This is a genomic window from Pseudomonas sp. B21-017 (assembly GCF_024749245.1).
In the GTDB taxonomy this organism is placed as follows: Bacteria; Pseudomonadota; Gammaproteobacteria; order Pseudomonadales; family Pseudomonadaceae; genus Aquipseudomonas.
In genome coordinates this window covers 473,603-497,877 of sequence record NZ_CP087194.1, presented here as the reverse complement: position 1 = coordinate 497,877, position 24,275 = coordinate 473,603, and the positions used below count along the sequence as shown (strand labels likewise).

Sequence of the window (24,275 nt, the reverse complement as noted above, 5' to 3'; positions counted from 1 at the left end):
TGTCAGTCGGTGTCGCAATGATGCAACCTTGCCGCAGGCAACAGTAAAGAGGGCGAGAGCCCGGCGCGATCAGCATATTCGAAGCGAGTTTCCTTCAATGAAAAGCCAACCCGATGCCGCCAGCCGTATGGTGGCCGAGGTAGTGACGCAGTTGCCTGTGCCCTCGCGGCTCGGCATGCTGCGTTTCGAACGGCTGAATGAACCAAGCTGGGCGCTGCTGTTTCTCGATCCTAATTGCGAACGACAGTTCGGCCTGCCGGCGGTGGAGCTTTGTGCTCTGGTCGGCTCGCCCTACGCCAGCCTGATGGAGCCCGAAGCGCGCTATCAACTGCATGACACGATCCAGCAGCAACTCACCGAAAGCCCGCATTACCTGATCCGCTACACCTTGCACACCGCCGCCGGCGTTCTGAGTCTGCTGGAACTGGGCGAAGCCTACAAACAACACAATCGGCACCTGCTGCGCGGCTACCTGATGGTGGTGGACGGTCTGTTCGACGGCGAACCCTTGCTGCCGGCGCTGGATCTGGAAACCCAGAACTCACGCCTGCAAATCGCCCTGGAACTCAATCAACGTGCCCAGCAGGAACAACTGCAGCACCTGGACCGGGTGCGCGCCCAGCAAGACCTGATCCTGCTGCTGACCCGCCAGCGCTATAGCACCAACAACTCCCTGCAAGAAGCCGCCGAACTGATCACCCGCAGCGCCTGCGACATCTATGAAATCGACTGCGCCAGCCTGTGGAACCTCGATGGCTCGCTACTGACGCCGATCTCGGCCTATCACCGTGCCACCCGCAATCACCAACTGCCGAAGCCGATCGACGCCAGTGGTTTTCCCGATTACCTCGAGGCCTTGCACACCGGCCGCGCCATCGACGCCCACAACGCCATGCGCGACCCGCGCACCCGGGAAATCGCCGAGTACCTGCGCCCGCGCGACGTCAACGCCATGCTCGACGCCAGCATCCGTGTCGATGGCCAGGTGGTCGGCGTGCTCTGCCTGGAACAGATCGGGGCGACCCGCGCCTGGCAATCGGACGAAATCGCCTTTGCCGGCGAACTGGCGGATCAATTCGCCCAAGTCATCAACAACCACAACCGCCGTACCGCCACCAGCGCCCTGCACCTGTTCCAGCGTGCGGTGGAACAAAGCGCCAACGCCTTTCTGCTGGTCAATTGCGACGGCGTGGTGGAGTACGTCAACCCAAGCTTCACCGCGATCACCCAGTACACCACCGAGGAAGTCCACGGCCAGCGGCTGTCGGAACTGCCGGCGCTGGAAAACCTCAGCGAACTGCTGTTCGACGCTCCGTCGGCGCTGGCCAAAAGCAACAGCTGGCAGGGCGAGTTCAAGAGCCGACGTAAAAACCTCGAACCCTACTGGGGCCAGTTGTCGATTTCCAAGGTCTACGGCGACAACCGTGAGCTGACGCACTACATCGGCATCTACGAAGACATCACCCAGACCAAGCTCGCCCAGCAGCGCATCGAGCGCCTGGCTTACACCGATAACCTGACCAACCTCGGCAACCGCCCGGCGTTCATCCGCAACCTCGATGAGCGCTTCGCCCGAGACAGCGATACACCCATCAGCCTGCTGCTGGTGGACATCGACAACTTCAAGCGGATCAACGACAGCCTCGGCCACCAGACCGGCGACAAACTGCTGATCAGCCTGGCGCGGCGCCTGCGCAACAGCCTGAGTTCGAGCGGCAGTCTGGCGCGGTTTGCCAGTAACGAATTCGCGGTGCTGCTGGACGACACTGACCTCTCGGCGGGCCAGCAGGTTGCCAATCAATTGCTGGCAACCCTCGACAAACCGATGTTCGTCGACAACCAGTTGATCAGCGTCACCGGCTCCGTGGGCCTGGCCTGCGCGCCGCTGCACGGTCGCGACCCACAGACGCTGATGCGCAACGCCGGCCTGGCGCTGCACAAGGCCAAGGCCAACGGCAAACACCAGGTGCAAGTGTTCACCGAAGCGCTGAACGCCGAGGCCAGCTACAAACTGTTCGTCGAAAACAACCTGCGCCGCGCCCTGACCCAGAACGAGCTGGACGTGTTCTACCAGCCCAAGCTGTGCCTGCGCAGTGGTCGCTTGCTGGGGATGGAAGCGCTGTTGCGCTGGAACCATCCGGAAAAAGGCATGATCCGCCCGGACCAATTCATCAGCGTGGCCGAAGAAACCGGGCTGATCATCCCGATCGGCAAATGGATCGCCCGCCAGGCCTGCCGTATGAGCAAAGACCTGACCGCCGCTGGCCTGGGCAACCTGCAAGTGGCGATCAACCTGTCGCCCAAGCAGTTCTCCGACCCGGACCTGGTGGCGTCCATCGCCAACATCCTCAAGGAAGAAGCGCTGCCGGCGAACCTGCTGGAGTTGGAACTGACCGAAGGCCTGCTGCTGGAAGCCACCGAAGACACGCACTTGCAGCTCGATCAGCTCAAGCGTCTGGGCCTGACCCTGGCGATGGACGACTTCGGCACCGGTTACTCGTCGCTCAGCTACTTGAAAAAATTCCCGATCGACATCATCAAGATCGATCGAAGCTTCATCCACGAAATCCCGGACAACCAGGACGACATGGAAATCACCTCCGCCGTGATTGCCATGGCCCACAACCTGAAACTCAAGGTCGTGGCTGAAGGCATCGAGACTGCCGAGCAACTGGCCTTCCTGCGCCGCCACCGCTGCGACGTCGGCCAGGGCTACCTGTTCGACCGACCGATCCCGGGCTCCGAGCTGATCGAAAAGCTCAAACGCTACCCGCGCGGCCCAATCGCCTGACAGCGACGTAACACTCGGGCAAACTGGCAGTCTGTATTTACATCTCAACCTGACTGAGAGGACTGATCATGGTTCTGCGCTCGGAAATTCTGGTGAACAAAAACGTGCTCCCGACTAAAGAACAAGCTCTGCCTGGCCGCGAAACCCCGATCAAGGTTCCGGAGAAACACTTCGTCAACGGCAACCCGCTGCTGGGTCCGTTTCCGGGCAACGTAGAATTCGCAATCTTCGGCCTGGGTTGCTTCTGGGGCGCGGAACGCAAATTCTGGCAGCGCGAAGGCGTGTTCAGCACCTCGGTCGGTTATGCCGGCGGCTTCACGCCGAACCCGACCTACGAAGAAGTCTGCTCGGGCCTGACCGGGCACACCGAAGTGGTGCTCGTGGTGTATGAGCCGGAAAAAGTCAGCTACGAACAGCTGCTGAAAATGTTCTGGGAACTGCACAACCCGACCCAGGGCATGCGCCAGGGCAACGACATCGGCACCCAGTACCGCTCGGTGATCTACTGCACCAAACCGGAACAACTGGAAGCGGCGAAGAACAGCGCGAAAGTGTTCCAGGCGGAACTGACCAAAGCGGGCAAAGGCATCATTACCACCGAGATCGACGAAGCACCGACGTTCTACTACGCCGAGGCGTATCACCAGCAGTACCTGGCCAAGAATCCTGAGGGGTATTGCGGGATTGGCGGTACTGGCGTGACGTGCCCGATCTAAATTTCGGACGCTGAAAAGCTTCGCGGGCAAGCCTCGCTCCTACGGTCACACCGACCTGTAGGAGCGAGGCTTGCCCGCGAAGGCGTCCGACTAGACGCCACACATGCAACTGATTAACTCTCGGCAATCAACCAATCCATCTGCCACCCACCCTGGGTCTGCCCCAACTTCTTGGACAACCACGGCAGCAACTCACGCAACTCCTCTTCCAGCCCCCACGGCGGATTGGCAATCGCCAACCCCGAACCGTTCAGGCTGTTCGGCGTATCCAGCGGATGCACCAACAACTCCACCCGCAACAACTTAGGCGCGCCCGTTCCGGCCAGATCCTGATAGAAGCGCCGCAACGCCCGCTGATCCTTCACCGGATACCAGATCGCCGCCACCGTCTGGCGCATACGGCCAATCGCCTCTTTCAACGACGCCGCACAACGCTGCATCTCATCAAGCTGTTCGAACGGCGGATCGATCAACATCACCGCCCGCTTCTCCGGCACCGGCAGCAGCGCACGCGGCACATGCCAGCCTTCGCCCAGGTGAACCTTCACCCGACGATCGCCCTTCATGTTGTCCTTGAGCAACACACCGTCTTCCGGGTGCTTCTCATTGAGCAACACGCGATCCTGCGGCCGGGTCAAACGCCGCGCCAACTCCGGCGACCCCGGGTAATAGCGCAACTGGCCATCCGGGTTCATCTCGTGCAACACCTTCATGTAATCAGCGGTCAGCGCTGGCAAATCCGGCTGATCCCACAACCGCGCGATGCCTTCCAGGTACTCACCGGTACGACTGGCCTGATCGCCCTGCAGGTCATACAGGCCGATGCCGGCGTGAGTGTCGAGATAAGCAAACGGCTGCTCCTTGCGCGACATCAAGGCGATGAGGCGGGTCAAAGTCAGGTGTTTGAACACATCGGCGTGATTGCCGGCATGGAAGGCGTGACGATAATTCATGGCTGCTCCTGCGAAGGCCGGGAAGTTTACCTTGTACGGCGCAGAACGTCAGGGGTTCGCGGCTGAGCGGGCAAGTACAACCCCAATACCGCGCCAATCCATAAACCCTGTGGCTAGGGGGCTTGCCCCCGTTGGGCTGCAAAGCAGCCCCAAAATATCCAGACCACCCCATAACCTGTGGCGAGGGAGCTTGCTCCCGCTCGACTGCGAAGCAGTCGCCAAACCAAACCACTCGGTACAGCTGACAAAACGGGATTGCAGGCTTTGGGGCTGCTACGCAGCCCAACGGGAGCAAGCTCCCTCGCCACAAAAGCCACTCGACGTTATTCCGAAGGCCGAGCCCGCAACCGCCGCCCCACCACATCCAGCACATCACACCCATCGCGCAATGAAATGGCACAGAGCAAAGCAAAATCACTAAGAATGAAGGATTCGCACTCGACCGAACCTCGCATGGACATGTTCTCAAGCACCTGAGTAACTGCGCGAATTCGATAGCTGGCAGTGTCGGTCAAGATATCCAGTGGCGCGTGGGTATCGACGAATAGCGTGGGCATGTCGGTGCAGTTGCCGGTTAGGGCCATGAAGCGGCTTTTGGGGTGGGGAATTGGTTTTTCGTAGGGTGGGTCGGGGTGAAGATTTTTCATTTTCAAGTTCCAGAGGCAGTAAACAGGAACTGCCATCAGCCTTCCTACAGGCTGGGGTGGCAGCTATGCGCGGGGTAGGAATATCGAGGCCTTTGGAAAACTCGACCACGCCGAAGCGTGCCCGCGCACAACCGCCGCAACTGATATTACGGACGCACGTTAACGGCCGCAAACCAAGCTTCAACGCTAATACATTTCCAACGACTTTGAAGGGTTCCTACACCCCGCCACTGAGTCTTCAGTGACCACCAGAGACTATCGATGGAATGCATTTCAAACCAGTTCATGGAAACCGATACGAGCTGAAGGAAACTTCCGATAATCCTGCCCGGAAATTTCGCAGCCGTAGCCATCATGCCCGATCCAGTCTGCCAGACAATCTATTAGCGATTTTATGATAGCTTTCACCAAGTTAAAAAATCCTCCTGACTTGCTTTATACAGATCATCAACCCACGCCTCGGATAACTTGAGGTACACATCTTCAAAAAACGCCCTAGGATTTTCCATTTCATTCCACCCAGGAGGGAGCGAGGAGGGAGACATCGGATCATGTTCCAAAATCTCAGAAAAAACACTCGAGTCACCATCAAGAGCCTCTCCCAACACAAAGAACAAAACAAACTTGTGCCGATAACTCAACGCAGCGAAGCGTTTGACAATAAACCGGGATATTAAAAATTCTCTATCTGAAGGACACCCAGGATCGTACGCCGACAACTCAACCCCAAGACTCTCCTCGCGATCATATATATCGAACCCACCGAGAAAGTGCTCTACACTTGGATTATATGGAACATTAAGATACGGATGCATCAACATTAGATTTTCTCTATCGGATAAAGCGCTATAGGCTTCAATGTCTCAAAATCGAATTTCATCTCAAAGGCATTCATCTGAGGAATGAAACGCGGATTTTCTGGGTCTAAAGGATTAGGCTCATATCCCTGACCTACATTTTCAGCCTCCATTCTTACTACCAAATTTCCTTTACTATCCTCCCCAGTAAAACGAGACATTTTTCTAGCCTCCCTTGTCATCACTTCATTATAAGCATTCAGCTGTGCTCTATGGCTTATAAACCTAGAGCTTGGAACGGCTCTCCAACTCTTGCTTTCACCACGAAGTTCGCAGCTAGTGGTTTGTTGCTGAACAGCAGAACCCGAACTATCTGCCCGACTCCTATCCGTACCTCGCACTACTGCGATCCATTTTTAACAATCATTAACAACATCATTCTTCAAAGACCGGCCATAAAGAAACACAATTAAAGTAGTAAAAAATAAAGAACTTATTTACTCTATTTCCGTTCACCACCAAGGAGAACAACAACGTGCTTTAACCACGACTCTCCCGAAGGCCACTCATGCCAATAGCAATAACAAGCCCCCATATCCTTTAACAAAAAATCTCGCAACTCCCCCTCACCCGCCGACTCCATCAGAAGCATACTTATCTCTTCCCTAGCCGCTGAAACAGCCTCCTTACTAGAGCCCGATAAAAACGATTTAACAACATCATCAGCCGTTTTAAACTCACACATCCAATCTTCATGAAAGTAAGCTCCAAAAAACTGATAAAGGCGCGGAAAATCATCACTATTCATTTACAAACCCTGTCAATATGAAATACCCAGTTGGAGAACCCGGATCTCGTTGAAGTATTAACCTTATTTTTGATAATGCTTCAAGCTTTCCACTCTCGCGCACTACACCAACACCTGCAGGTGCTGGCACCACTTGATTAATAACTAGCCTTCTTTCTTGACCACTCAAAAAATCATCAATTTTTTTCTTATTATTATCAATAACGCCTGAAACAGCCGCCTCAGCTTCAACCCTATTAGCAAATGTGGACGCAATTGGTATTCTCGGTTCTGCTGTAAGCCTAGCCCTCAATTGAGCTTCCGTTCGACCTATATGTTTCGCGATCAAATGCCCGCCTCGAGCTTCATGAGCCCCCAAGCCACCACCCGGAACAATTTCGCTAAACGGCCCTTCAGGCTCACCGGGGCAAGGTAGACATGCCAACCCCAACGGATCAACCCACCCCGTCGGATTCGGCGTGTACTGGTACTGGTTCAGCCCACCGGCTAGCTTGATCGGATCCGGCGTCAGATACCGCCCCACCTGCGGATCATAGTACCGATGCCGGTTGTAGTGCAGACCGCTCTCGACGTCGAAGTACTGCCCCTGGAAACGCAGTGGTTGGTCGAGCTGCTCGCCTCCACCGAGTGCGAGGTCCGTGACTTTGCCGTAGGCGTTGTACTTCGCCGACCAGACGATCTCACCACCAAAATCGGTCAGTTCCAGCGGTGTACCCAGGTGGTCGAGCTGGTAGTAGAAGGGACAAGCCTTACGCGGGCCTTTGCCGTCGAGCATGGCCAGCGGGCGGAAGCTGCCGGGTTCGTAGATGTAGCTGCGGTAGTGCTCATTGCTGCTTTCAGCGACGAGGTGGTCGCCCTGCCAGAAGAACTCGGTGGTTTTGCCGTCGATGGTTTTGGCGATGCGGCGGCCGAAGGCGTCGTAGCGATAACTCGCACAGCTTCCATCCGGCAATGTGACACCGACCAACCGATGCTGGCAGTCGTAACGGTATTCGGTGACGAGTTTTTGCGCGGTGCCACGGCGTTCGCGGATCAGGTTGCCGAAGGCGTCGTAGTCGTAATGGCGGTCGCCTTGCATCAGCAGGCGATTGCCTTTGACGGTCGTCGGGCCGGGGCGGTCCTGCATCAGCAGGTTGCCGGCTGGGTCGTGGGCGTAGCTTTCCGGCTGTTGGTCGTGGGAGTGGCGGACGCGGGTCAGCCGGTTCAGCGGGTCGTACTGGTAACTGCGCTGGCCGTGGCGGGTGTCGGCGATGTGGTCGAGATTGCCGTTGAGGCTGTAGGCATAGTCGCGGCGGTACAGGCTTTTTTGCTGTTGACTGACGGCGTGGGCCTTTAGCCGGCCCTGTTCGTCGTAGGCATATTCGCTGAGCAGCAGGCCTTGCTGGCGCTGTAGTTCTCGACCGGATTTGTACGTGTGGTTTGTAAGACGTGTGCCATTAAGGTCGATAGCCGTCAGCGCACCACCCTTGGCGTGGTGGTAGTCGAGCTTGCTGCCATCCGGCAGGCGCAGGCGGTTAAGTTGGCCGCAGGCGTCGTAGGCATAACGCAGCGTGCCCCAGCCCTGATGCTCGGTGATCAGCCGGTCCTGCTGGTCGTATTCGAATTCCAGCGGATGGTCGTGGCCGTCGTCGACGCTGACCAATCGACCGAGGCTGTCGTAGCGGTATTGGACCTGGATGCCGTCGGGCAAGGTTTTGACTAACAGCCGTCCTTCCGCATCCCGCTCGTACCCGGTAACCAGCTGCGAGCCGTCATCGCCGAATTCGGTTTTCTCCAGCAGATGGCCGTTGAGGTCGTAGACGTAGGCGGTGCGGCGGCCGTCGAAACCGGTTTCCTGTCGGATCAATCCGCCGGGTGTGTAGTCCAGCCGATATGTTTCGCCGGATTCATTCTCGATTTCCGTGAGCAGCAGCTGCGCGTTGTCGTAGCGGTACTGGAGCTGGGTGCCGTCGGGGTTGATCCGGCGGCTGACCAGGTGCAGATCGTCGACGTATTCGTAGCGGGTGACGCGGCCCAGTTCGTCGCGTTCAGCGGTGATCTTGCCGTAGGCGTTGTAACTGAACGCCCGGGAGGCCCCGGTAGGCAATGTCGTCTGGATCAGTCGGCCGACGGCGTCCCATTGGTATTGGGTTACCGCACCATGTTCGTCCTGACGGGTCGTCTGTCGCCCCAGGACATCGTAGGAAAAGCGCCGCTGCCCGCCGTCCGGCAAGGTCTCTTCGAGCAGCTGCCCCAGGGCATTCCAGACGAAGACATGGCGGCTGGTGTCCGGGTAGCGGATCGACAGCAACCGCCCCTGAGGGTCGTAGTGGTAATGGGTAACGTGCCCGTCGGGATCGGTCGCTTCGGTGACATCGCCCTGAGCATTGCGCTGGTATTTCCACACCGCTTTGCCGCGATAGCGCGCGTGCAAGAAACCGTTGCGATACTCGTAGGACGTCGGTTCGTCCTCCGGCGGAATCAGCGCCACCAATCGTCCGACGTCGTCGTAGCGGTATTCAGTGACGGCCCCGAGTGGATCCTGCTCGGCCACCAACCGGCCCTGCTCGTCGTAGGCCTTGAGCTGTTCACCGCCATCCAGCCCAACCCGGCGCACCAGCCGCGCCCGGTCGTCGTGGACGTAAACCTCTTCACTGCCGTCGATGTTCAGGACCGTGACGCTGCCCGCATCATCCCAGACGTAGCGCGCATCCATCTGCGCAAACGACGCCCAGTGCCGCACGCAGCGCGCCGCCTTGCCGGACCTTTCCCACTCCCAGAAGAAACTCGCGCCACCGGCCAGTTGCCGCTGCAAAATTACGTGGTTGTCGTCGTAGTCGTAACGTTCGCTTTCGCCGGCGGCATTGCTCGCTTCGATCAGTTGATCGCGTTCGTCGTAGTGATAACTGACCAGCGTCTGCTCGGTATACCAGGCCTCGGCGAGGGTCTGCGCCGGGCGGAAACACTGGTAGTCGACGGCGATCAGGTGGGCGCAGTCGTAACGCAACAGCAAGGCGCGGCCGGCGCCGTTGTCGAGGCGCTGAATGCGCTCCTGGCGGTCGCGGGTGATGCGCAGGCGGTTGTCGTAGGCGTCGCTGATCGCCGTCAGCCGACCCTGGTGAAAGTGGTAGAACCGCGTGTCGTCGCCGGCCTGGGCGAGGATCAGTTCTTCAGGGGCATCGCCGAGATAAATCGCCGCGCGCGACAGGCTGTTGTGGATCGCCGGGCGTTCGCTGCTCGGCAGCGGGAAAGTGGTGCGGCGGTTTTCGTGGTCGATCCAGATGACCTGGTCGCCGTCGATCTCCAGTCGATGGGCGAGCGAATGGCTCCAGCCAAAGCCGAGGCCGCAGTCGATCTCGGCGGCGCTGGTGCGATAGAGTCGGGTGAAGTCGAACGGCAGGATGCCGTCCAGCGCACCGTCGGTGAGGGTCAGCAGTTCTTCGCCGGTGACCATCGACACCGGGCATTTGTTGGTCGCAGTTTTGTCGACTGAGTCGGCGCTGTCGCCGTTGGGGTTTTTCGCCTGATCCGGGGAGTCGTCGTGGTGTTCGTTTTGCTTGAGTGTGGTGTTGCGTTTGGCATCCCAGCGCAGTTGCATCCGGCCTTTTTTCAGGCCCGCTGCAACACCGCGTGCGGCGACCGCTTTGTACTGGTCGACGTACTTCATGAAGGCGCTGAGGATATTGAACGTTGCCTCAACGAAGCGCATCGCGAGACTGGCCAGCCCCATCCCGTATTTAAGACCGCGAGCCGTTAAATAGGCTTTGGCGGCGGGTATGCCGACACCTGTGAAAGCCAGTACCGAAGCAATCAGAATATCGATCAGCACCGAGACGATGACTTGGCTGGCCGCCTCTGCCGCGTTGCCGGCGATCTCGCTGGGCGGCAGCATTTCCAGCCAGAGACTGGCAGTACGCAACAGTAAACAGAGCGCCGCTTCGTCACTGGCCAGTAGCTGGATTTTTTGCATCACTTGCGGTGATTTTTCCGCCAGCTCACGCAACTGATCGGCACCGCTGCCCAACCGCTCTGCGAACCGGCCGGGATCCTTGAGGATGTCCGAGAGCAGGCTGAGGCTGTCCCAAACGCCCATGACTGCCGCCCAACTGCCCGCAAGCAGGCCGCTACCGGCAGCCGCAAAAGTCGATTGCGACCACTGAGGTTTGAAACCTTCCCACTCACTGCGTAGCCAGCCCTCCAAGTCGCTGGTCAGGCCTTTGTAAGAATCAAAAAGATCGTTGATTTTCGAGGGTGCAACTTCACCCTGGACATGAACGCGATAGAACTTGCCGGGTGTGCCTGTGAACTGCCCTTTACCATGTTCATCGAGCGTGACTGGCGTGCTTTCGCCGCCATCAACGGCAATCACATCGACCTGAATATTCCCCAATGGAATGTCATAAACCGATTCGAACTTGCTCTCGATCTGCAGAGTTCCGCCGTCCGGACACTGCGCAAGACCCGAGATAAAATCATCGTCGCCACTGCTCACCGCAGTCGTGGTGTCGCCGAGTTTTATCACCCGCTCCATATCCAACAGCGAAGGCATGTCCATCGCCCGGCTGACCTTGTCCGCATTCCGGCTCAAGAAGTTGCCAAGCTGTTGGCGATACAAAACCAGTGTGTCTTTGAAACCGTCGAGCTCCTGCTCGATCCGTACGATCTGATCCATCAGTCCAGCTCCGTCATCAGGTAATCCACCAACGCTGATTTCGGCGCTTGAGGCAGGTCGGGCGTCTCAAGAAAGCTCGCGACTTTGCGCCGCAACACGCTTTCGGAGAACGCCTCATAAAGATCAGGACGGTCCTCGCTCAACCACTTCAGCAGGTTGTTGATATGCGTTGTCGCGGACTCGGTGGCGAGGTGGTTGAGCAGCAACTCGGAAACCTCCCACCACGGAAAAACCCTGGCGGTTTTCAGCGCACTCCCACCGACGTCCAACGCTTGGCCATTGATCAGGCAACGCCCGATCACCGGCATCAGTTGCGCAGCGTTAACCTCGGCAGACTGCAGAATCGGCAGCACATAGCGCCCATCCCAATAGCGGAAAAACACCGCGTTGCCGTTGGGCATCAGAACGTGTGTGAGGCTGCGCAAATGCTCGACCAACGCCTCTTGAGTGGCGCAAGACACCGCCAGCCAACCCCAATCGCGGGACTCAGTGGCGGCTACCCAGTCCAGAAACTCACTGTCAGCGGTGACGATTCCGACATAGGGCATCACCGCTTCCCACTCGGCGTAGGCAGTGCCGGCCCAGATCGGGCTCGGCGCTTGTGCAGTGATCGAGCGTTGCCAGGTTTTGAACGGTTCGGCGGCACTGGCGCTGCTGAAAATCGCGAACAGTTGCTCCGACGGTTGCAGTGGCTGGCGCTCCAGCCAGGCGCGAGGCGACAAAACATCAGGCAGCACAGACACCGCCCTTGCAGCGCTCACACTCTTCGCAGAACGGCGCGTCGCTTTGCAGGCTGAGAATCTGCGCGGCACTGAGCAGCGCCGCCGGGGCCGCCGCAAGCTTCAACGGCACATCCGGCAAGTTCGGCGCAGAAGCCATGGCCGCCATCGGTGCCCCACCGACCTGAATCGGCACGCTGCTGAAAATCCCGCCGGGGCCGATGTTGATCCACTGCCCGCCCGCCTGAATGGTCGCGCTGGCGCCGCCGTCGATGACCACTTGTTGGCCGGCGCTGACGTGGAATTGCTGACTGGCATTGAGGGCTTGATTGCTCACGCGAATGTGCCGGTCGCCGACCACCACCAGGTGATCGTCCAACCGCACTTCGGTCTGGCGCTGGCCATGGGTGATGCGCTTTTCGTCGGCCTTCAACTCATGGCGGGCGGTGCCGGTGACGACGATGCTGCGCTGGTTATCAACCTGCACCTGTTGATCGTTGAGGACGTGCTGAGTCCAGTTGCGCTGGGCGCGCAGGTAGATTTCCTCGGCCCCTTTGCGATCCTCGATGCGCAATTCGTTGTAACCGCCGCCACCGGGACTGCTTTGGCTGCGGAAAATGCTGCGGGTCTTGTCCGCCGGCAGATCGAGGGGCACAGGCGTCGCGGCGTTGGGCAGGCAACCCATCACCAGCGGTTTGTCGGCATCGGCATCGATAAACCCCACCAGCACTTCCATGCCGACGCGCGGAATCATCACGCTGCCGTAACGGTCGTGAGCCCAGCCAGTGGCTACGCGCAACCAACAACTGGAGTGCTCGTTGAGCTGACCGTCACGGTCCCAGGCGAGCTGAACCTTGACCCGACCGTACTCGTCGCAATGGATTTCGCTGTCCGTCGGACCGGTGACCACTGCGGGTTGATAGCCGAGCATCCGTGGCTTTTCAGGCCCCAGCGGTGGGCGAAAAGAAACGTCCCACGGCGTCGCCAGAAAGGTATTGCGATAACCCTGGAAATCATCCGGGCTGTCGCTGGTGGCTGACTCCTCCAGCACCTGCGGTTGACGGCCGCGGTGTTCGATTTCGGTGATCAACCACAGGTCATTCCACGCCTGACGCGGGTGTTCGGCCAGGTATAGGAAATGCCCGCTGACCAATGCGGATTCGTCGCCGCGACCTTCGGCCTGACGGTAATCCGCGCTGTGTCGCTCCAGCGCTCGTTGAGCCAGGTGCTTGCCGTGTTCGCGATCGGTGAATTGGCCGGGGAAGTGGTAGTCCTCCAGCACCGGTCGCTGCTCGCTGTCGAGGCGACTCTCGAGTTGCAAACGCGGTTTCTGGAAGTCGTAGTCGCGACGGGTGACTGCGGTGGTCCGGGTTTCCAGCCGTACATTGAAACGCTTGATCGCCGGCGCATCCGCAGCCATCCCGCTGCCCGGCAGGTACAGCGTCGGCTCGGGCAGACGGGGGAAAACCGTCTGGTCATCGCCGAACACCAACAGGTGCCCGTCGGGGCTGTGCTGGAAGTGATAGTGAATGCCGACCTCGGCACACAGGCGCTGGATGAACGCCAGATCGCTTTCAGCGTATTGCACGCAGTACTCGCGATCGGGGTAGTCACTGCCGAGCCGGAACTCGAAGGCATCGCGCTGGATGCCATGGTCTTTGAGGATTTGCGTGACGATCGTCGGCACACTTTTGTGCTGGAAGATCCGCTGATTGATACGCCGGTCGAGATACGCCAGACGCGGTACGAGACTGATCTGGTAACCCGTCAGACGGTGCCCGGAATCGCTTTGGCCGACGCGAAAGATCTGACCATGAATACCGGAACCTTGCGCATCGAAACTCAGAAACGCCTGACGATGCAGCAGGCTTTCGAGCTCTATGTCGGGTCGCTCGCTGACCAGTTCCAGGTCAAAACGGTAGGGTTGGCTGATGGCTTCCTTGCCCGTGAACTCAAGCACCTTGAGCTCATTCTGGACGCCGTCGAGGGTCAACGTGAAACGCGGTTGATTGGCAGGCGCGAACATCCGATGTGTCTCTGCAGAATGAAGGCGGGCGATTCTGCATGAGCGACAAGGGGTGTTGATGGAGGGACAAGGAAATCAGATTTACCCTGCTTTTTTAGGGATTTTTCCTTCAAAAAACTGGATAAAGCACTACAGACATTCCTGTCAGAAGCACCACCAAACAAATGTGGGAGCGCAAAAAAAACGGCCCGCCTCCAAAAGGAAGCGGGCCGTTTTCATGTTCGGCGAAAGGTCAGAGCATCAGCTCATCCCCCTCACTGGTTCAGGCGGAAATCCTTTTCGGCTGCAGCGAAGCGCGAAAGCATGCCGCTGGTCGGTGCGCCCATTTTGCTGACGATGTAGATCGCCAGGCTGGCGAAGATGAAACCAGGGATGATTTCGTACAGGCCCAGCAGTTCGAAGTGTTTCCAGACGATCACAGTGGTCGCGCCAACCAGGATGCCGGCCAGTGCGCCGTTGCGGGTCATGTTTTTCCAGATCACGGAGATCAGGACAACTGGACCGAACGCAGCACCGAAACCTGCCCAGGCGTAGCTGACCAGGCCCAGTACACGGTTTTGCGGGTTAGCCGCCAGAGCGATAGCGATCAGCGCAACCAGCAGCACCATGGCACGGCCGACCCAGACCAGCTCAACCTGGGAAGCACTTTTACGCAGGAAGGTTTTGTAGAAGTCTTCGGTCAGGGCGCTCGAGCACACCAGCAGTTGGCAGCTCAGGGTACTCATCACCGCCGCCAGAATGGCCGACAGCAACACACCGGCAACCCATGGGTTGAACAGGATTTTTGCCAGTTCGATGAACACACGTTCGTGGTTTTCGCTCACCGGCAAGGCCAGGGCTGGGTTTGCCGAGAAGTAAGCGATGCCGAAGAAACCTACGGCGACGGTGCCGCCCAGGCACAGGATCATCCAGGTCATGGAGATGCGACGAGCGTTGGCGATCGACTTGACCGAATCCGCCGCCATGAAACGCGCCAGGATGTGCGGCTGGCCGAAGTAGCCAAGACCCCAGCCCATCAGCGAAATCACGCCGATGAAGGTGGTGTTTTTCAGCATGTCGAAGTTGCTTGGATCTTGCGCTTCAATGGCCAGGAACGTGGTGTCGATGCCGCCAGTGGCCAACAGCACGATGATCGGCGTCAGCAACAGGGCGAAGATCATCAACGTGGCTTGTACGGTGTCGGTCCAGCTCACTGCCAGGAAACCACCAACGAAGGTGTAGGCAATCGTCGCCGCAGCACCGGCCCACAGCGCGGTCTCGTAGGACATGCCGAAGGTGCTTTCGAACAGACGGGCACCGGCCACGATGCCGGAAGCGCAGTAGATGGTGAAGAACACCAGGATCACGACCGCGGAGATGATCCGCAGCAGGCCGCTTTTGTCTTCGAAACGGCTGGAGAAGTAGTCCGGCAGGGTCAGCGCATCGCCATTGTGCTCGGTCTGCACACGCAGACGGCCGGCGACGAACAGCCAGTTCAGGTAAGCACCGACGATCAGGCCGATGGCGATCCAGCTTTCGGAAAGACCGGACATGTAGATAGCGCCCGGCAGGCCCATCAACAACCAGCCGCTCATGTCGGAAGCACCGGCAGAGAGTGCGGTCACGACGCTGCCCAGGCTACGGCCGCCCAGAATGTAGTCAGAAAGGTTGTTGGTGGAGCGATAGGCCATGAAGCCGATCAGCACCATTGCTGCGATGTAGATCACGAACGTGATCAGGGTTGGATTGCTTACGCTCATTGAGTTACGCCCTGGCATTGTTTTTATGTAGCGGCGGCTGGTGAACCGCTCGCAAACGATGACGTTTGACAGACGATTCGGGGGCCCGCGCATTTATGACTGATGTTTCCCCAGGAAAGCCATCAGCCGGTGCTCCGATTTTTTGACCGGTTGCACCTTGGCCGCGAATGCTATTCAACAATGCAAATAAGGTGCAACCAGTTTCGTTCGAATAAGTTGCACCTAATCGGATTTACCTGAAAACAGTCGGTTTTTGCTCCTTTTTAGGGCGTTTTCCGGATTGCGCTAGAAGTAAAAGCACCAAGCAGGAGCGGTCCGGGTGTACCAGAATTTATTTCCTGACGAGCTGCTTATTATTCCGGCAAAAAAAGGGTTGCACCCGGTTGCACCTCAACCAGCGCACAGCTAATCTTGCCGTCAGCTGATGCCACGCGGTCGTGGCAAACATGAGGATAAAAATATGGCTACCACCACCCTTGGGGTCAAACTTGACGACCCGACCCGCGAACGCCTCAAGGCCGCCGCGACCTCGATTGATCGCACACCGCACTGGCTGATCAAGCAGGCAATTTTCAATTACCTGGAAAAACTCGAGGGTGGTGCAACCCTGTCCGAGCTGAACGGTTTGAACGGCAAGGAAGTTGACGAGGTGGGCGAGGTCCACGTCGATCACGCGCACCAATGCTTCCTGGAATTCGCTGAAAGCATCCTGCCGCAATCGGTGCTGCGCGCCTCGATCACTGCCGCTTACCGTCGCCCGGAACCTGAAGTGGTGCCGATGCTGATCGAACAGGCTCGCCTGCCGGCACCGATGTGCGACGCCACCAACAAGCTCGCTGCCTCGATTGCCGAGAAACTGCGCAATCAGAAGAGCGCCGGCGGCCGTGCCGGGATTGTTCAGGGCCTGTTGCAGGAGTTTTCCCTGTCGTCCCAGGAAGGCGTAGCGCTGATGTGCCTCGCCGAAGCGCTGCTGCGCATCCCGGACAAAGGCACTCGCGATGCCTTGATCCGCGACAAGATCAGCACCGGCAACTGGCAGCCACACCTGGGCAACAGCCCGTCGCTGTTCGTCAACGCCGCCACTTGGGGCCTGTTGCTGACCGGCAAACTGGTCGCCACCCACAATGAAGCCGGACTGACCTCCTCCCTGAGCCGCATCATCGGCAAGAGCGGCGAGCCGATGATCCGCAAGGGCGTCGACATGGCCATGCGCCTGATGGGCGAGCAGTTCGTCACCGGCGAAACCATCGCCGAAGCCCTGGCCAACGCCAGCAAGTTCGAAGCCAAAGGCTTCCGCTATTCCTACGACATGCTGGGCGAAGCCGCCCTCACCGAACATGACGCCCAGAAGTACCTGGCCTCGTACGAACAAGCCATCCATGCGATCGGCAAAGCCTCTCACGGCCGTGGGATTTACGAAGGCCCGGGCATTTCGATCAAGCTGTCCGCCTTGCACCCGCGCTACAGCCGCGCCCAGTACGAGCGGGTGATGGACGAGCTGTACCCGCGCCTGCTGTCGCTGACCCTGTTGGCCAAGCAATACGATATCGGCCTGAACATCGACGCCGAAGAAGCCGACCGCCTCGAGTTGTCGCTGGATCTGCTGGAGCGCCTGTGCTTCGAGCCGCAACTGACCGGCTGGAACGGTATCGGTTTCGTGATCCAGGCTTACCAGAAGCGCTGCCCTTACGTGATCGACTACGTGATCGACCTGGCTCGCCGCAGCCGTCATCGCCTGATGATCCGCCTGGTGAAAGGCGCGTACTGGGACAGCGAAATCAAACGCGCCCAAGTCGAAGGCCTGGAAGGCTATCCGGTCTACACCCGCAAGGTGTACACCGACGTTTCCTACATCGCCTGCGCGCGCAAACTGTTGTCGGTGCCGGAAGTCATCTACCCGCAATTCGCCACGCACAACGCCCACACCCTGTCGGCCATTTACCACATCGCTGGCCAGAACTATTACCCCGGTCAGTACGAGTTCCAGTGCCTGCATGGCATGGGTGAACCGCTTTACGAACAGGTTGTAGGCAAAGTCTCCGAAGGCAAGCTGAACCGTCCGTGCCGCGTGTACGCTCCGGTCGGCACCCACGAAACCCTGCTGGCGTATCTGGTGCGTCGTCTGCTGGAAAACGGCGCGAACACCTCATTCGTTAACCGCATTGCCGACCAGTCGATTTCGATTCAGGAACTGGTGGCCGATCCGGTGGCCAGCATCGAGCAGATGGCGACGCTGGAAGGCGGTTTCGGCCTGCCGCACCCGCGCATCCCGCTGCCACGTGACCTGTACGGTGCCGAGCGCGCCAACTCCAGTGGCATCGACATGGCCAACGAACACCGTTTGGCATCCCTGTCGTGCGCCCTGCTGGCCACCGCGCACAACAACTGGAAAGCCGCGCCGATGCTCGGTTGCGCCTCCAGCACTGAAAGCCCTGCGCCAGTCCTGAACCCTTCCGATCTGCGTGACGTGGTGGGCCATGTGCAGGAAGCCACCGTCGAAGACGTCGACAACGCGATCCAATGCGCCTTGAATGCTGCGCCGATCTGGCAGGCCACGCCGCCGGCCGAACGCGCCGCGATCCTGGAACGTGCCGCCGATTTGATGGAAGGCGAGATCCAGCCGCTGATGGGCCTGTTGGCTCGCGAAGCCGGCAAGACGTTCGCCAACGCCATCGCCGAAGTGCGTGAAGCCGTGGACTTCCTGCGTTATTACGCGGTGCAGGCACGCAACGATTTCACCAACGACGCCCACCGCCCACTGGGCCCGGTGGTGTGCATCAGCCCGTGGAACTTCCCGCTGGCAATCTTCAGTGGCCAAGTGGCTGCTGCTTTGGCCGCCGGTAACCCGGTACTGGCCAAGCCTGCCGAGCAAACCCCGCTGGTCGCTGCTCAAGCCGTGCGCCTGCTGCTCGAAGCCGGGATTCCGGAAGGCGTGCTGCAACTGCTGCCGGGCCGTGGCGAAACCGTCGGCGCCCGTCTGGTCGGCGACGATCGGGTCAAAGGCGTGATGTTCACCGGCTCCACCGAAGTCGCGCGCCTGCTGCAACGCAACATCGCCGGTCGCCTGGATGCTCAGGGCCGTCCGATCCCGCTGATCGCCGAAACCGGCGGCCAGAACGCGATGATCGTCGACTCCTCGGCACTGACCGAACAAGTCGTTATCGACGTGGTGTCGTCAGCCTTCGACAGCGCCGGTCAACGCTGCTCGGCGCTGCGGGTGCTGTGCTTGCAGGAAGATTCCGCTGATCGTGTCATCGAAATGCTCAAGGGCGCCATGGCGGAATGCCGTCTCGGTAACCCGGAGCGCCTGTCCGTGGACATTGGCCCGGTGATCGACGCCGAAGCCAAGGCCGGCATCGAGAAACACATCCAGGCCATGCGCGACAAAGGTCGCAACGTGTACCAGGTGGCGATCGCCAACAGCGAAGAAGTCAAACGCGGCACCTTCGTGATGCCGACCCTGATCGAGCTGGAAAGCTTCGACGAGCTGCAACGGGAGATCTTTGGCCCGGTGCTGCACGTGGTGCGCTACAAGCGCAAAGACATCGACCAACTGATCGGCCAGATCAACGCGTCCGGTTACGGCCTGACCCTGGGTGTACACACGCGCATCGACGAGACCATCGCCAAGGTGATCGACAACGTCAACGCCGGTAACGTCTACGTCAACCGCAACATCGTCGGCGCCGTGGTCGGCGTGCAGCCATTCGGCGGCGAAGGCCTGTCGGGTACCGGTCCAAAGGCCGGCGGTCCGTTGTACCTGTACCGTCTGCTGTCGACGCGTCCTACCGATGCGATCGAACAATCCTTCGCTCGCGGCGACGCTATCGTAGCGCCGGACGTGCGTCTGCGAGACGCCATGAGCAAACCGCTGACCGCGCTGCAAGCCTGGGCCGACAGCAACAAGCTTACGGACCTGAGCGCCCTGTGCGTGCAGTTCGCGGCACAATCGCAAAGCGGGATCACCCGCGTGCTGGCCGGCCCGACCGGCGAGCGCAACAGCTACGCCATCCTGCCGCGCGAACACGTGCTGTGCCTGGCGGACGTCGAAGGCGATCTGCTGACTCAACTGGCGGCGGTATTGGCCGTCGGCGGCTCGGCGGTGTGGCCGGACGCGGAACCGGGCAAGGCCTTGTTCGCACGTCTGCCGAAAGAAGTGCAGGCACGGATCAAGCGGGTGGCCGACTGGACCAAGGACGAAGTGGTGGTTGATGCCGTTCTGCATCATGGCCATTCCGATCAGCTGCGCGCGGTGTGCCAGCAAGTGGCCAAGCGGGCGGGGGCGATTGTCGGGGTTCATGGTTTGTCCCAGGGTGAAACCAACATTGCGCTGGAGCGCCTGGTGATCGAACGGGCGTTGAGCGTAAACACCGCCGCGGCGGGTGGTAATGCCAGCTTGATGACTATCGGTTAAACCGTAATAAAGCCGGGCGCCTGCAATGGGCGTCCGGTTTTTTTGAAGCAAGATCTTTTGCTTCTCCATCACCAAGATCAATCATCCTGTTCAGCCTCTATTCCCACGCCTAGACTCGGCCCATCCCAAATAAAGGTAGGCCGCCATGTCCGAGACGTTGCTCAGTTCCCGCAATCTGGCTTTCGAGCTGTATGAAGTCCTTGATGCCGAGGGCCTGACCCAACGTGAGCGTTTCGCCGAGCACAATCGCGAGACCTTCGATGCCGCCATCGGCACTGCCCGCAATATCGCCGAGAAGTTCTTCGCCCCGCACAACCGCAAGGGCGATGAGAACGAGCCGCGCTATGAGGACGGTCAGGCGATTCTGATTCCGGAAGTGAAGCCGGCGGTGGATGCCTTCCTCGAAGCCGGTTTCCTCAACGCCGCGCGCAGTTTCGATGCCGGCGGCATGCAACTTCCTACGCTGCTGTCCCAGGCTTGCTTCGCGCACTTTCAATCGGCCAACGCGGCATCGACCTCCTACCCGTTCCTGACCATGGGCGCGGCCAACCTGATTGAAAGCTTCGGCACCGATGAGCAGAAGCAGCGTTTTTTGCAACCGATGATCGACGGTCGCTTCTTCGGCACCATGGCGCTGACCGAGCCCCACGCCGGCTCATCACTGTCGGATATTCGTACCCGCGCCGAGCCGGCGTCCGACGGCACCTATCGACTCAAGGGCAACAAGATCTTCATCTCCGGTGGCGATCACCCGCTGTCGGAAAACATCGTGCACATGGTGTTGGCCAAGTTGCCGGACGCTCCGGCCGGGGTAAAGGGGATTTCGCTGTTTATCGTGCCCAAGTTTTTGGTCAACGATGACGGCAGTCTCGGCAAGCGCAACGATGTGCTGCTGGCCGGGCTGTTCCACAAGATGGGCTGGCGCGGCACCACCTCCACTGCGCTGAACTTCGGCGATAACGGCGAGTGCGTCGGCTATCTGGTGGGCAAGCCGCACCATGGCTTGAGCTACATGTTCCAGATGATGAACGAAGCGCGGATCGGCGTCGGCATGGGCGCGGTGATGCTGGGTTACGCCGGGTATCTGTATTCCCTGGAATACGCCCGCGAGCGTCCGCAAGGTCGGGTGCCGGACAGCAAGGATCCGACCACCGCACCGGTTGCGATCATTCAGCACGCCGACGTCAAACGCATGCTGCTGACCCAGAAAGCCTACGTCGAAGGCGCATTCGACCTCGGTTTGTATGCGGCGCGGCTGTTCGACGACACCACGACGCTTGAAAGCGAAGCCGAGCGCAAACAGGCCCACGAGCTATTGGATCTGCTGACGCCGATCGTCAAATCCTGGCCGTCGGAGTTTTGCCTGAAGGCCAACGAACTGGCGATCCAGATTCTCGGCGGTCACGGCTACACCCGCGAGTATCCGGTGGAGCAGTATTACCGCGACAACCGCCTGAACCCGATCCATGAAGGCACCCACGGCATTCAGTCCCTGGACTTGCTGGGGCGCAAACTGGCGCAAAACGGTGGCGCGGGGCTCAAGCAATTGATCCGTCTGATCGCCGACACCGCCGAGCGGGCGCAGGCGCATGAGTCGCTGACTCCATTGCGTGAACCGCTGGAAAAACTGGTGGCTCGCCTGCAAACCGTGACCATCGGCCTGCTGACCGATCTGGCCCAGGGCAAGGTCAACAGCAGCCTGGCGAACTCGGCGCTGTACCTGAAAGTGTTCGGTCATACGGTGATCGGCTGGCGCTGGCTGGAACAGGCGATTCGCGCCGAGGAAGGGTTGGCCAAGGGTAATGCGGCGGATGCGAGCTTCTATAAAGGCAAGCTACAGGCGGCGCGGTATTTCCTGACGTGGGAAGTGCCGGGTTGCCACCATGAACTGGCGATTCTTGAGGCGCGGGATGATGTGTGCCTGAGCATGCAGGATGAGTGGTTCTGACCCCCTCACACTGATCGTTCCCACGCTCCGCGTGGGAATGCCTCAGGGGACGCTCCGCGTTCCAATGGGACGCGGAACGTCCCGGGCTGCATTCCCACGCAGAGCGTGGGAATGATCAGTTAGCTCAACTTGAACCCACCCATCTGCCGCGCCAAATCATCGGCCAGACGCTGCAACGTCTGACAGTCTTCACGACAAGCCCTGACCTCCCCCGCCGTGGCCCGTGCCAAATCGGAAATCCCCTGCACGTTGCGGTTGATCTCTTCCGTCACCGCCGATTGCTCTTCAGTCGCTGTGGCCACCTGATGGTTCATGTCGCTGATGTGCTCGACCTGCCCGGTAATCGCCGTCAACGACGCCCCGGTGCGCTGGCTTGACTCAACCCCCGTGCCGGTCGCCGCTTGCCCGGCGTGCATTGAAGACACTGCATGCTCCGCACCCTGCTTGAGGCTGCCGATCATCTGCTGGATCTCGTCGGTGGACGACTGAGTCCTCCGCGCCAGGGTCCGCACTTCATCGGCCACCACCGCAAACCCGCGCCCCATATCCCCGGCCCGCGCCGCTTCAATGGCCGCGTTGAGTGCCAGCAAATTGGTCTGCTCGGAAATCCCGCGAATCACCGCCAACACTTGATCGATGGACGCCACCTGCTGGGCCAACTCACCCACCGCTGCGGCGGCGACGCCAATTTCGTCAGACATACTTTCGATGTGCCGGATCGACCCGCCCACCACTTCCCGCGCCTGCAGCGCTTCATCCCGCGCGGTTTGCGAAGCGACCGCCGCATTGCCGGCGTTCTGGGCGATTTCCTGCACGGTCAGCCCCATCTCATGAACGGCGGTGGCAACCATGTCGGTCATTTCCTGCTGACGTCCGGAACGCTCAGCGGTGTTGTCCACCACCCGCGCCACCTGACTGACTGCCGTGCGCAAATGTTCACTGGTGGCCAGCACTTCGCCGATCATCTCGCGCTGACTTTCCAGGAACCGATTGAAGCCACGAGCCAGGTCACCCAGCTCATCGGCGCGACTGGAATCTAACCGGTGGGTCAAATCTCCACCACCGCTACCGATGGCCACCAACGCCGCTGTTACCTGACGAATCGGTCGCACCAATCCACGAGCCAGCAACACCACCAATAAAAGACAAACCAACGCCACCGCCAGGCCAATGCCGCCGCTCATCCACATCGCCCGGCGAGCTTCAGCGTAGATCTGCGACTGCGGCACTTCGGCCACCAGGGTCCAGCCCAGATCACGCAGCGGCAGGCTCAAGGCCAGAAACTCTTCACCATCGCGGGCAAAACTGCTGCTGCCAGACGCGGTGGAGGTCATCACCGCTTGCGCCGCCGAGGCGCCGATCTGTTCGACCAGCGTACGTTTGCCGCTGAACTGCGCCTCGGGATGAACCTGGATCAAACCGTCGGAGCGCACGAGATAGACCTTGCCGCGCTCACCAAAGTTGAAGTTGTGGATCAGCTCCGACAGCTCTTTCATGCTCAGCCCCAGCCCGGCCACGCCCACGACTTTGCCGGCCTGCTCGACCTTGAGGTCGATGAACAGCGCCAACTCGCCGGTGGCGGTGTCATGGTCGATATTGAGGGTGCGCGGTTGATTACTGTCGAGGAACGAATAGAACCAGGCGTCATTGGGATTGGAGCGGCTGAGCGTACGATCCAGGCCCTTTTCGGTGAAGTAATGGTTTGAAGCGGTGCCGATGATCAACGCGGTAAAGGCTTTGTGCTCGGTCCGGATGCCTTCCAGGTAACTGACGAAGGCCGCGGTCTGGGCAGTGTTTTCGCCTCCGGCCAACCAGTCGCGCACCATGCTGTTACTGGCGATGTCCTTGGCGGCGGTGAGGGGTTGAACGAGGATGCGCTCGATGTCGTTGCGCATCGCTTCGATGCTCGACGGTAACGCCTGCTCGACCAGATAGCGCTGGGCGAGGCGGTTGACCACGAGGGTATAAATGCCAACCACGATCAGAATACTGATCAGCAGGGCGGTACCCATGCTCAGGATCAACTGCCATTGAATACTGCGTCGCCAGAACTGCATGGAGCACCC

Annotated in this window: 14 protein-coding genes; 4 read left to right on the top strand and 10 right to left on the bottom strand. The window is 59.5% G+C overall.

The window, feature by feature from the left end; all coding sequences use genetic code 11:
• The first annotated feature begins 97 nt into the window (after positions 1–97).
• Positions 98–2,791 carry a bifunctional diguanylate cyclase/phosphodiesterase gene (locus tag LOY28_RS02210; protein ID WP_018928565.1) on the top strand — a complete coding sequence of 898 codons (2,694 nt, stop codon included), beginning with the start codon at positions 98–100 and terminating at the stop codon, positions 2,789–2,791.
• Positions 2,792–2,859: 68 nt separating this feature from the next.
• Positions 2,860–3,507: a peptide-methionine (S)-S-oxide reductase MsrA gene (msrA, locus tag LOY28_RS02205; protein WP_018928566.1), complete on the top strand. Its 648-nt coding sequence runs from the start codon at positions 2,860–2,862 to the stop codon at positions 3,505–3,507.
• 113 nt (positions 3,508–3,620) lie between these two features.
• On the opposite strand, the gene LOY28_RS02200 is transcribed toward msrA, so the two are convergent.
• The 9 genes from LOY28_RS02200 to putP all read right to left on the bottom strand — a co-directional run bounded on the left by LOY28_RS02200 (position 3,621) and on the right by putP (position 15,847).
• On the bottom strand, positions 3,621–4,460 hold the full coding sequence (locus tag LOY28_RS02200; RefSeq protein ID WP_018928567.1) for a 23S rRNA (adenine(2030)-N(6))-methyltransferase RlmJ: 840 nt from the start codon (positions 4,458–4,460) through the stop codon (positions 3,621–3,623).
• Positions 4,461–4,783: 323 nt separating this feature from the next.
• Entirely contained in the window at positions 4,784–5,107 is a 324-nt protein-coding gene (locus LOY28_RS02195; protein ID WP_258614406.1) for a hypothetical protein, read from the bottom strand.
• 404 nt (positions 5,108–5,511) lie between these two features.
• On the bottom strand, positions 5,512–5,928 hold the full coding sequence (locus LOY28_RS02190; RefSeq protein ID WP_258613000.1) for a hypothetical protein: 417 nt from the start codon (positions 5,926–5,928) through the stop codon (positions 5,512–5,514).
• A complete protein-coding gene (locus LOY28_RS02185) occupies positions 5,928–6,125 on the bottom strand; it encodes a hypothetical protein (protein ID WP_026331923.1) in 198 nt (65 codons plus the stop codon). The genes LOY28_RS02190 and LOY28_RS02185 overlap by 1 nt, the downstream gene beginning before the upstream one ends.
• Before the next feature lie 281 nt (positions 6,126–6,406).
• Complete coding sequence (locus LOY28_RS02180) at positions 6,407–6,712, bottom strand: contact-dependent growth inhibition system immunity protein (RefSeq protein ID WP_258612999.1); 306 nt, start codon at positions 6,710–6,712, stop codon at positions 6,407–6,409.
• Positions 6,705–11,363: an RHS repeat protein gene (locus LOY28_RS02175; protein ID WP_258612998.1), complete on the bottom strand. Its 4,659-nt coding sequence runs from the start codon at positions 11,361–11,363 to the stop codon at positions 6,705–6,707. The genes LOY28_RS02180 and LOY28_RS02175 overlap by 8 nt, the downstream gene beginning before the upstream one ends.
• Positions 11,363–12,100, bottom strand: a complete 738-nt coding sequence (locus LOY28_RS02170) for a DUF4123 domain-containing protein (RefSeq protein WP_258612997.1) — start codon at positions 12,098–12,100, stop codon at positions 11,363–11,365. The genes LOY28_RS02175 and LOY28_RS02170 overlap by 1 nt, the downstream gene beginning before the upstream one ends.
• Positions 12,090–14,108 (bottom strand): type VI secretion system tip protein VgrG, encoded by a 2,019-nt coding sequence (locus LOY28_RS02165; protein WP_258612996.1) that lies wholly within the window; start codon positions 14,106–14,108, stop codon positions 12,090–12,092. The genes LOY28_RS02170 and LOY28_RS02165 overlap by 11 nt, the downstream gene beginning before the upstream one ends.
• A gap of 254 nt (positions 14,109–14,362) precedes the next feature.
• Positions 14,363–15,847, bottom strand: a complete 1,485-nt coding sequence (gene putP, locus LOY28_RS02160) for a sodium/proline symporter PutP (protein ID WP_018928573.1) — start codon at positions 15,845–15,847, stop codon at positions 14,363–14,365.
• Positions 15,848–16,307: 460 nt separating this feature from the next.
• On the opposite strand from putP, the gene putA reads away from it, so the two are divergent.
• Positions 16,308–20,261 (top strand): trifunctional transcriptional regulator/proline dehydrogenase/L-glutamate gamma-semialdehyde dehydrogenase, encoded by a 3,954-nt coding sequence (gene putA / locus LOY28_RS02155; protein WP_258612995.1) that lies wholly within the window; start codon positions 16,308–16,310, stop codon positions 20,259–20,261.
• A gap of 145 nt (positions 20,262–20,406) precedes the next feature.
• Complete coding sequence (locus LOY28_RS02150) at positions 20,407–22,209, top strand: acyl-CoA dehydrogenase (RefSeq protein ID WP_258612994.1); 1,803 nt, start codon at positions 20,407–20,409, stop codon at positions 22,207–22,209.
• Between the two features lie 119 nt (positions 22,210–22,328).
• Here LOY28_RS02150 and LOY28_RS02145 read toward each other — a convergent pair whose 3' ends face one another.
• Positions 22,329–24,266 carry a methyl-accepting chemotaxis protein gene (locus LOY28_RS02145; protein WP_258612993.1) on the bottom strand — a complete coding sequence of 646 codons (1,938 nt, stop codon included), beginning with the start codon at positions 24,264–24,266 and terminating at the stop codon, positions 22,329–22,331.
• Between the last annotated feature and the right edge of the window lie 9 nt (positions 24,267–24,275).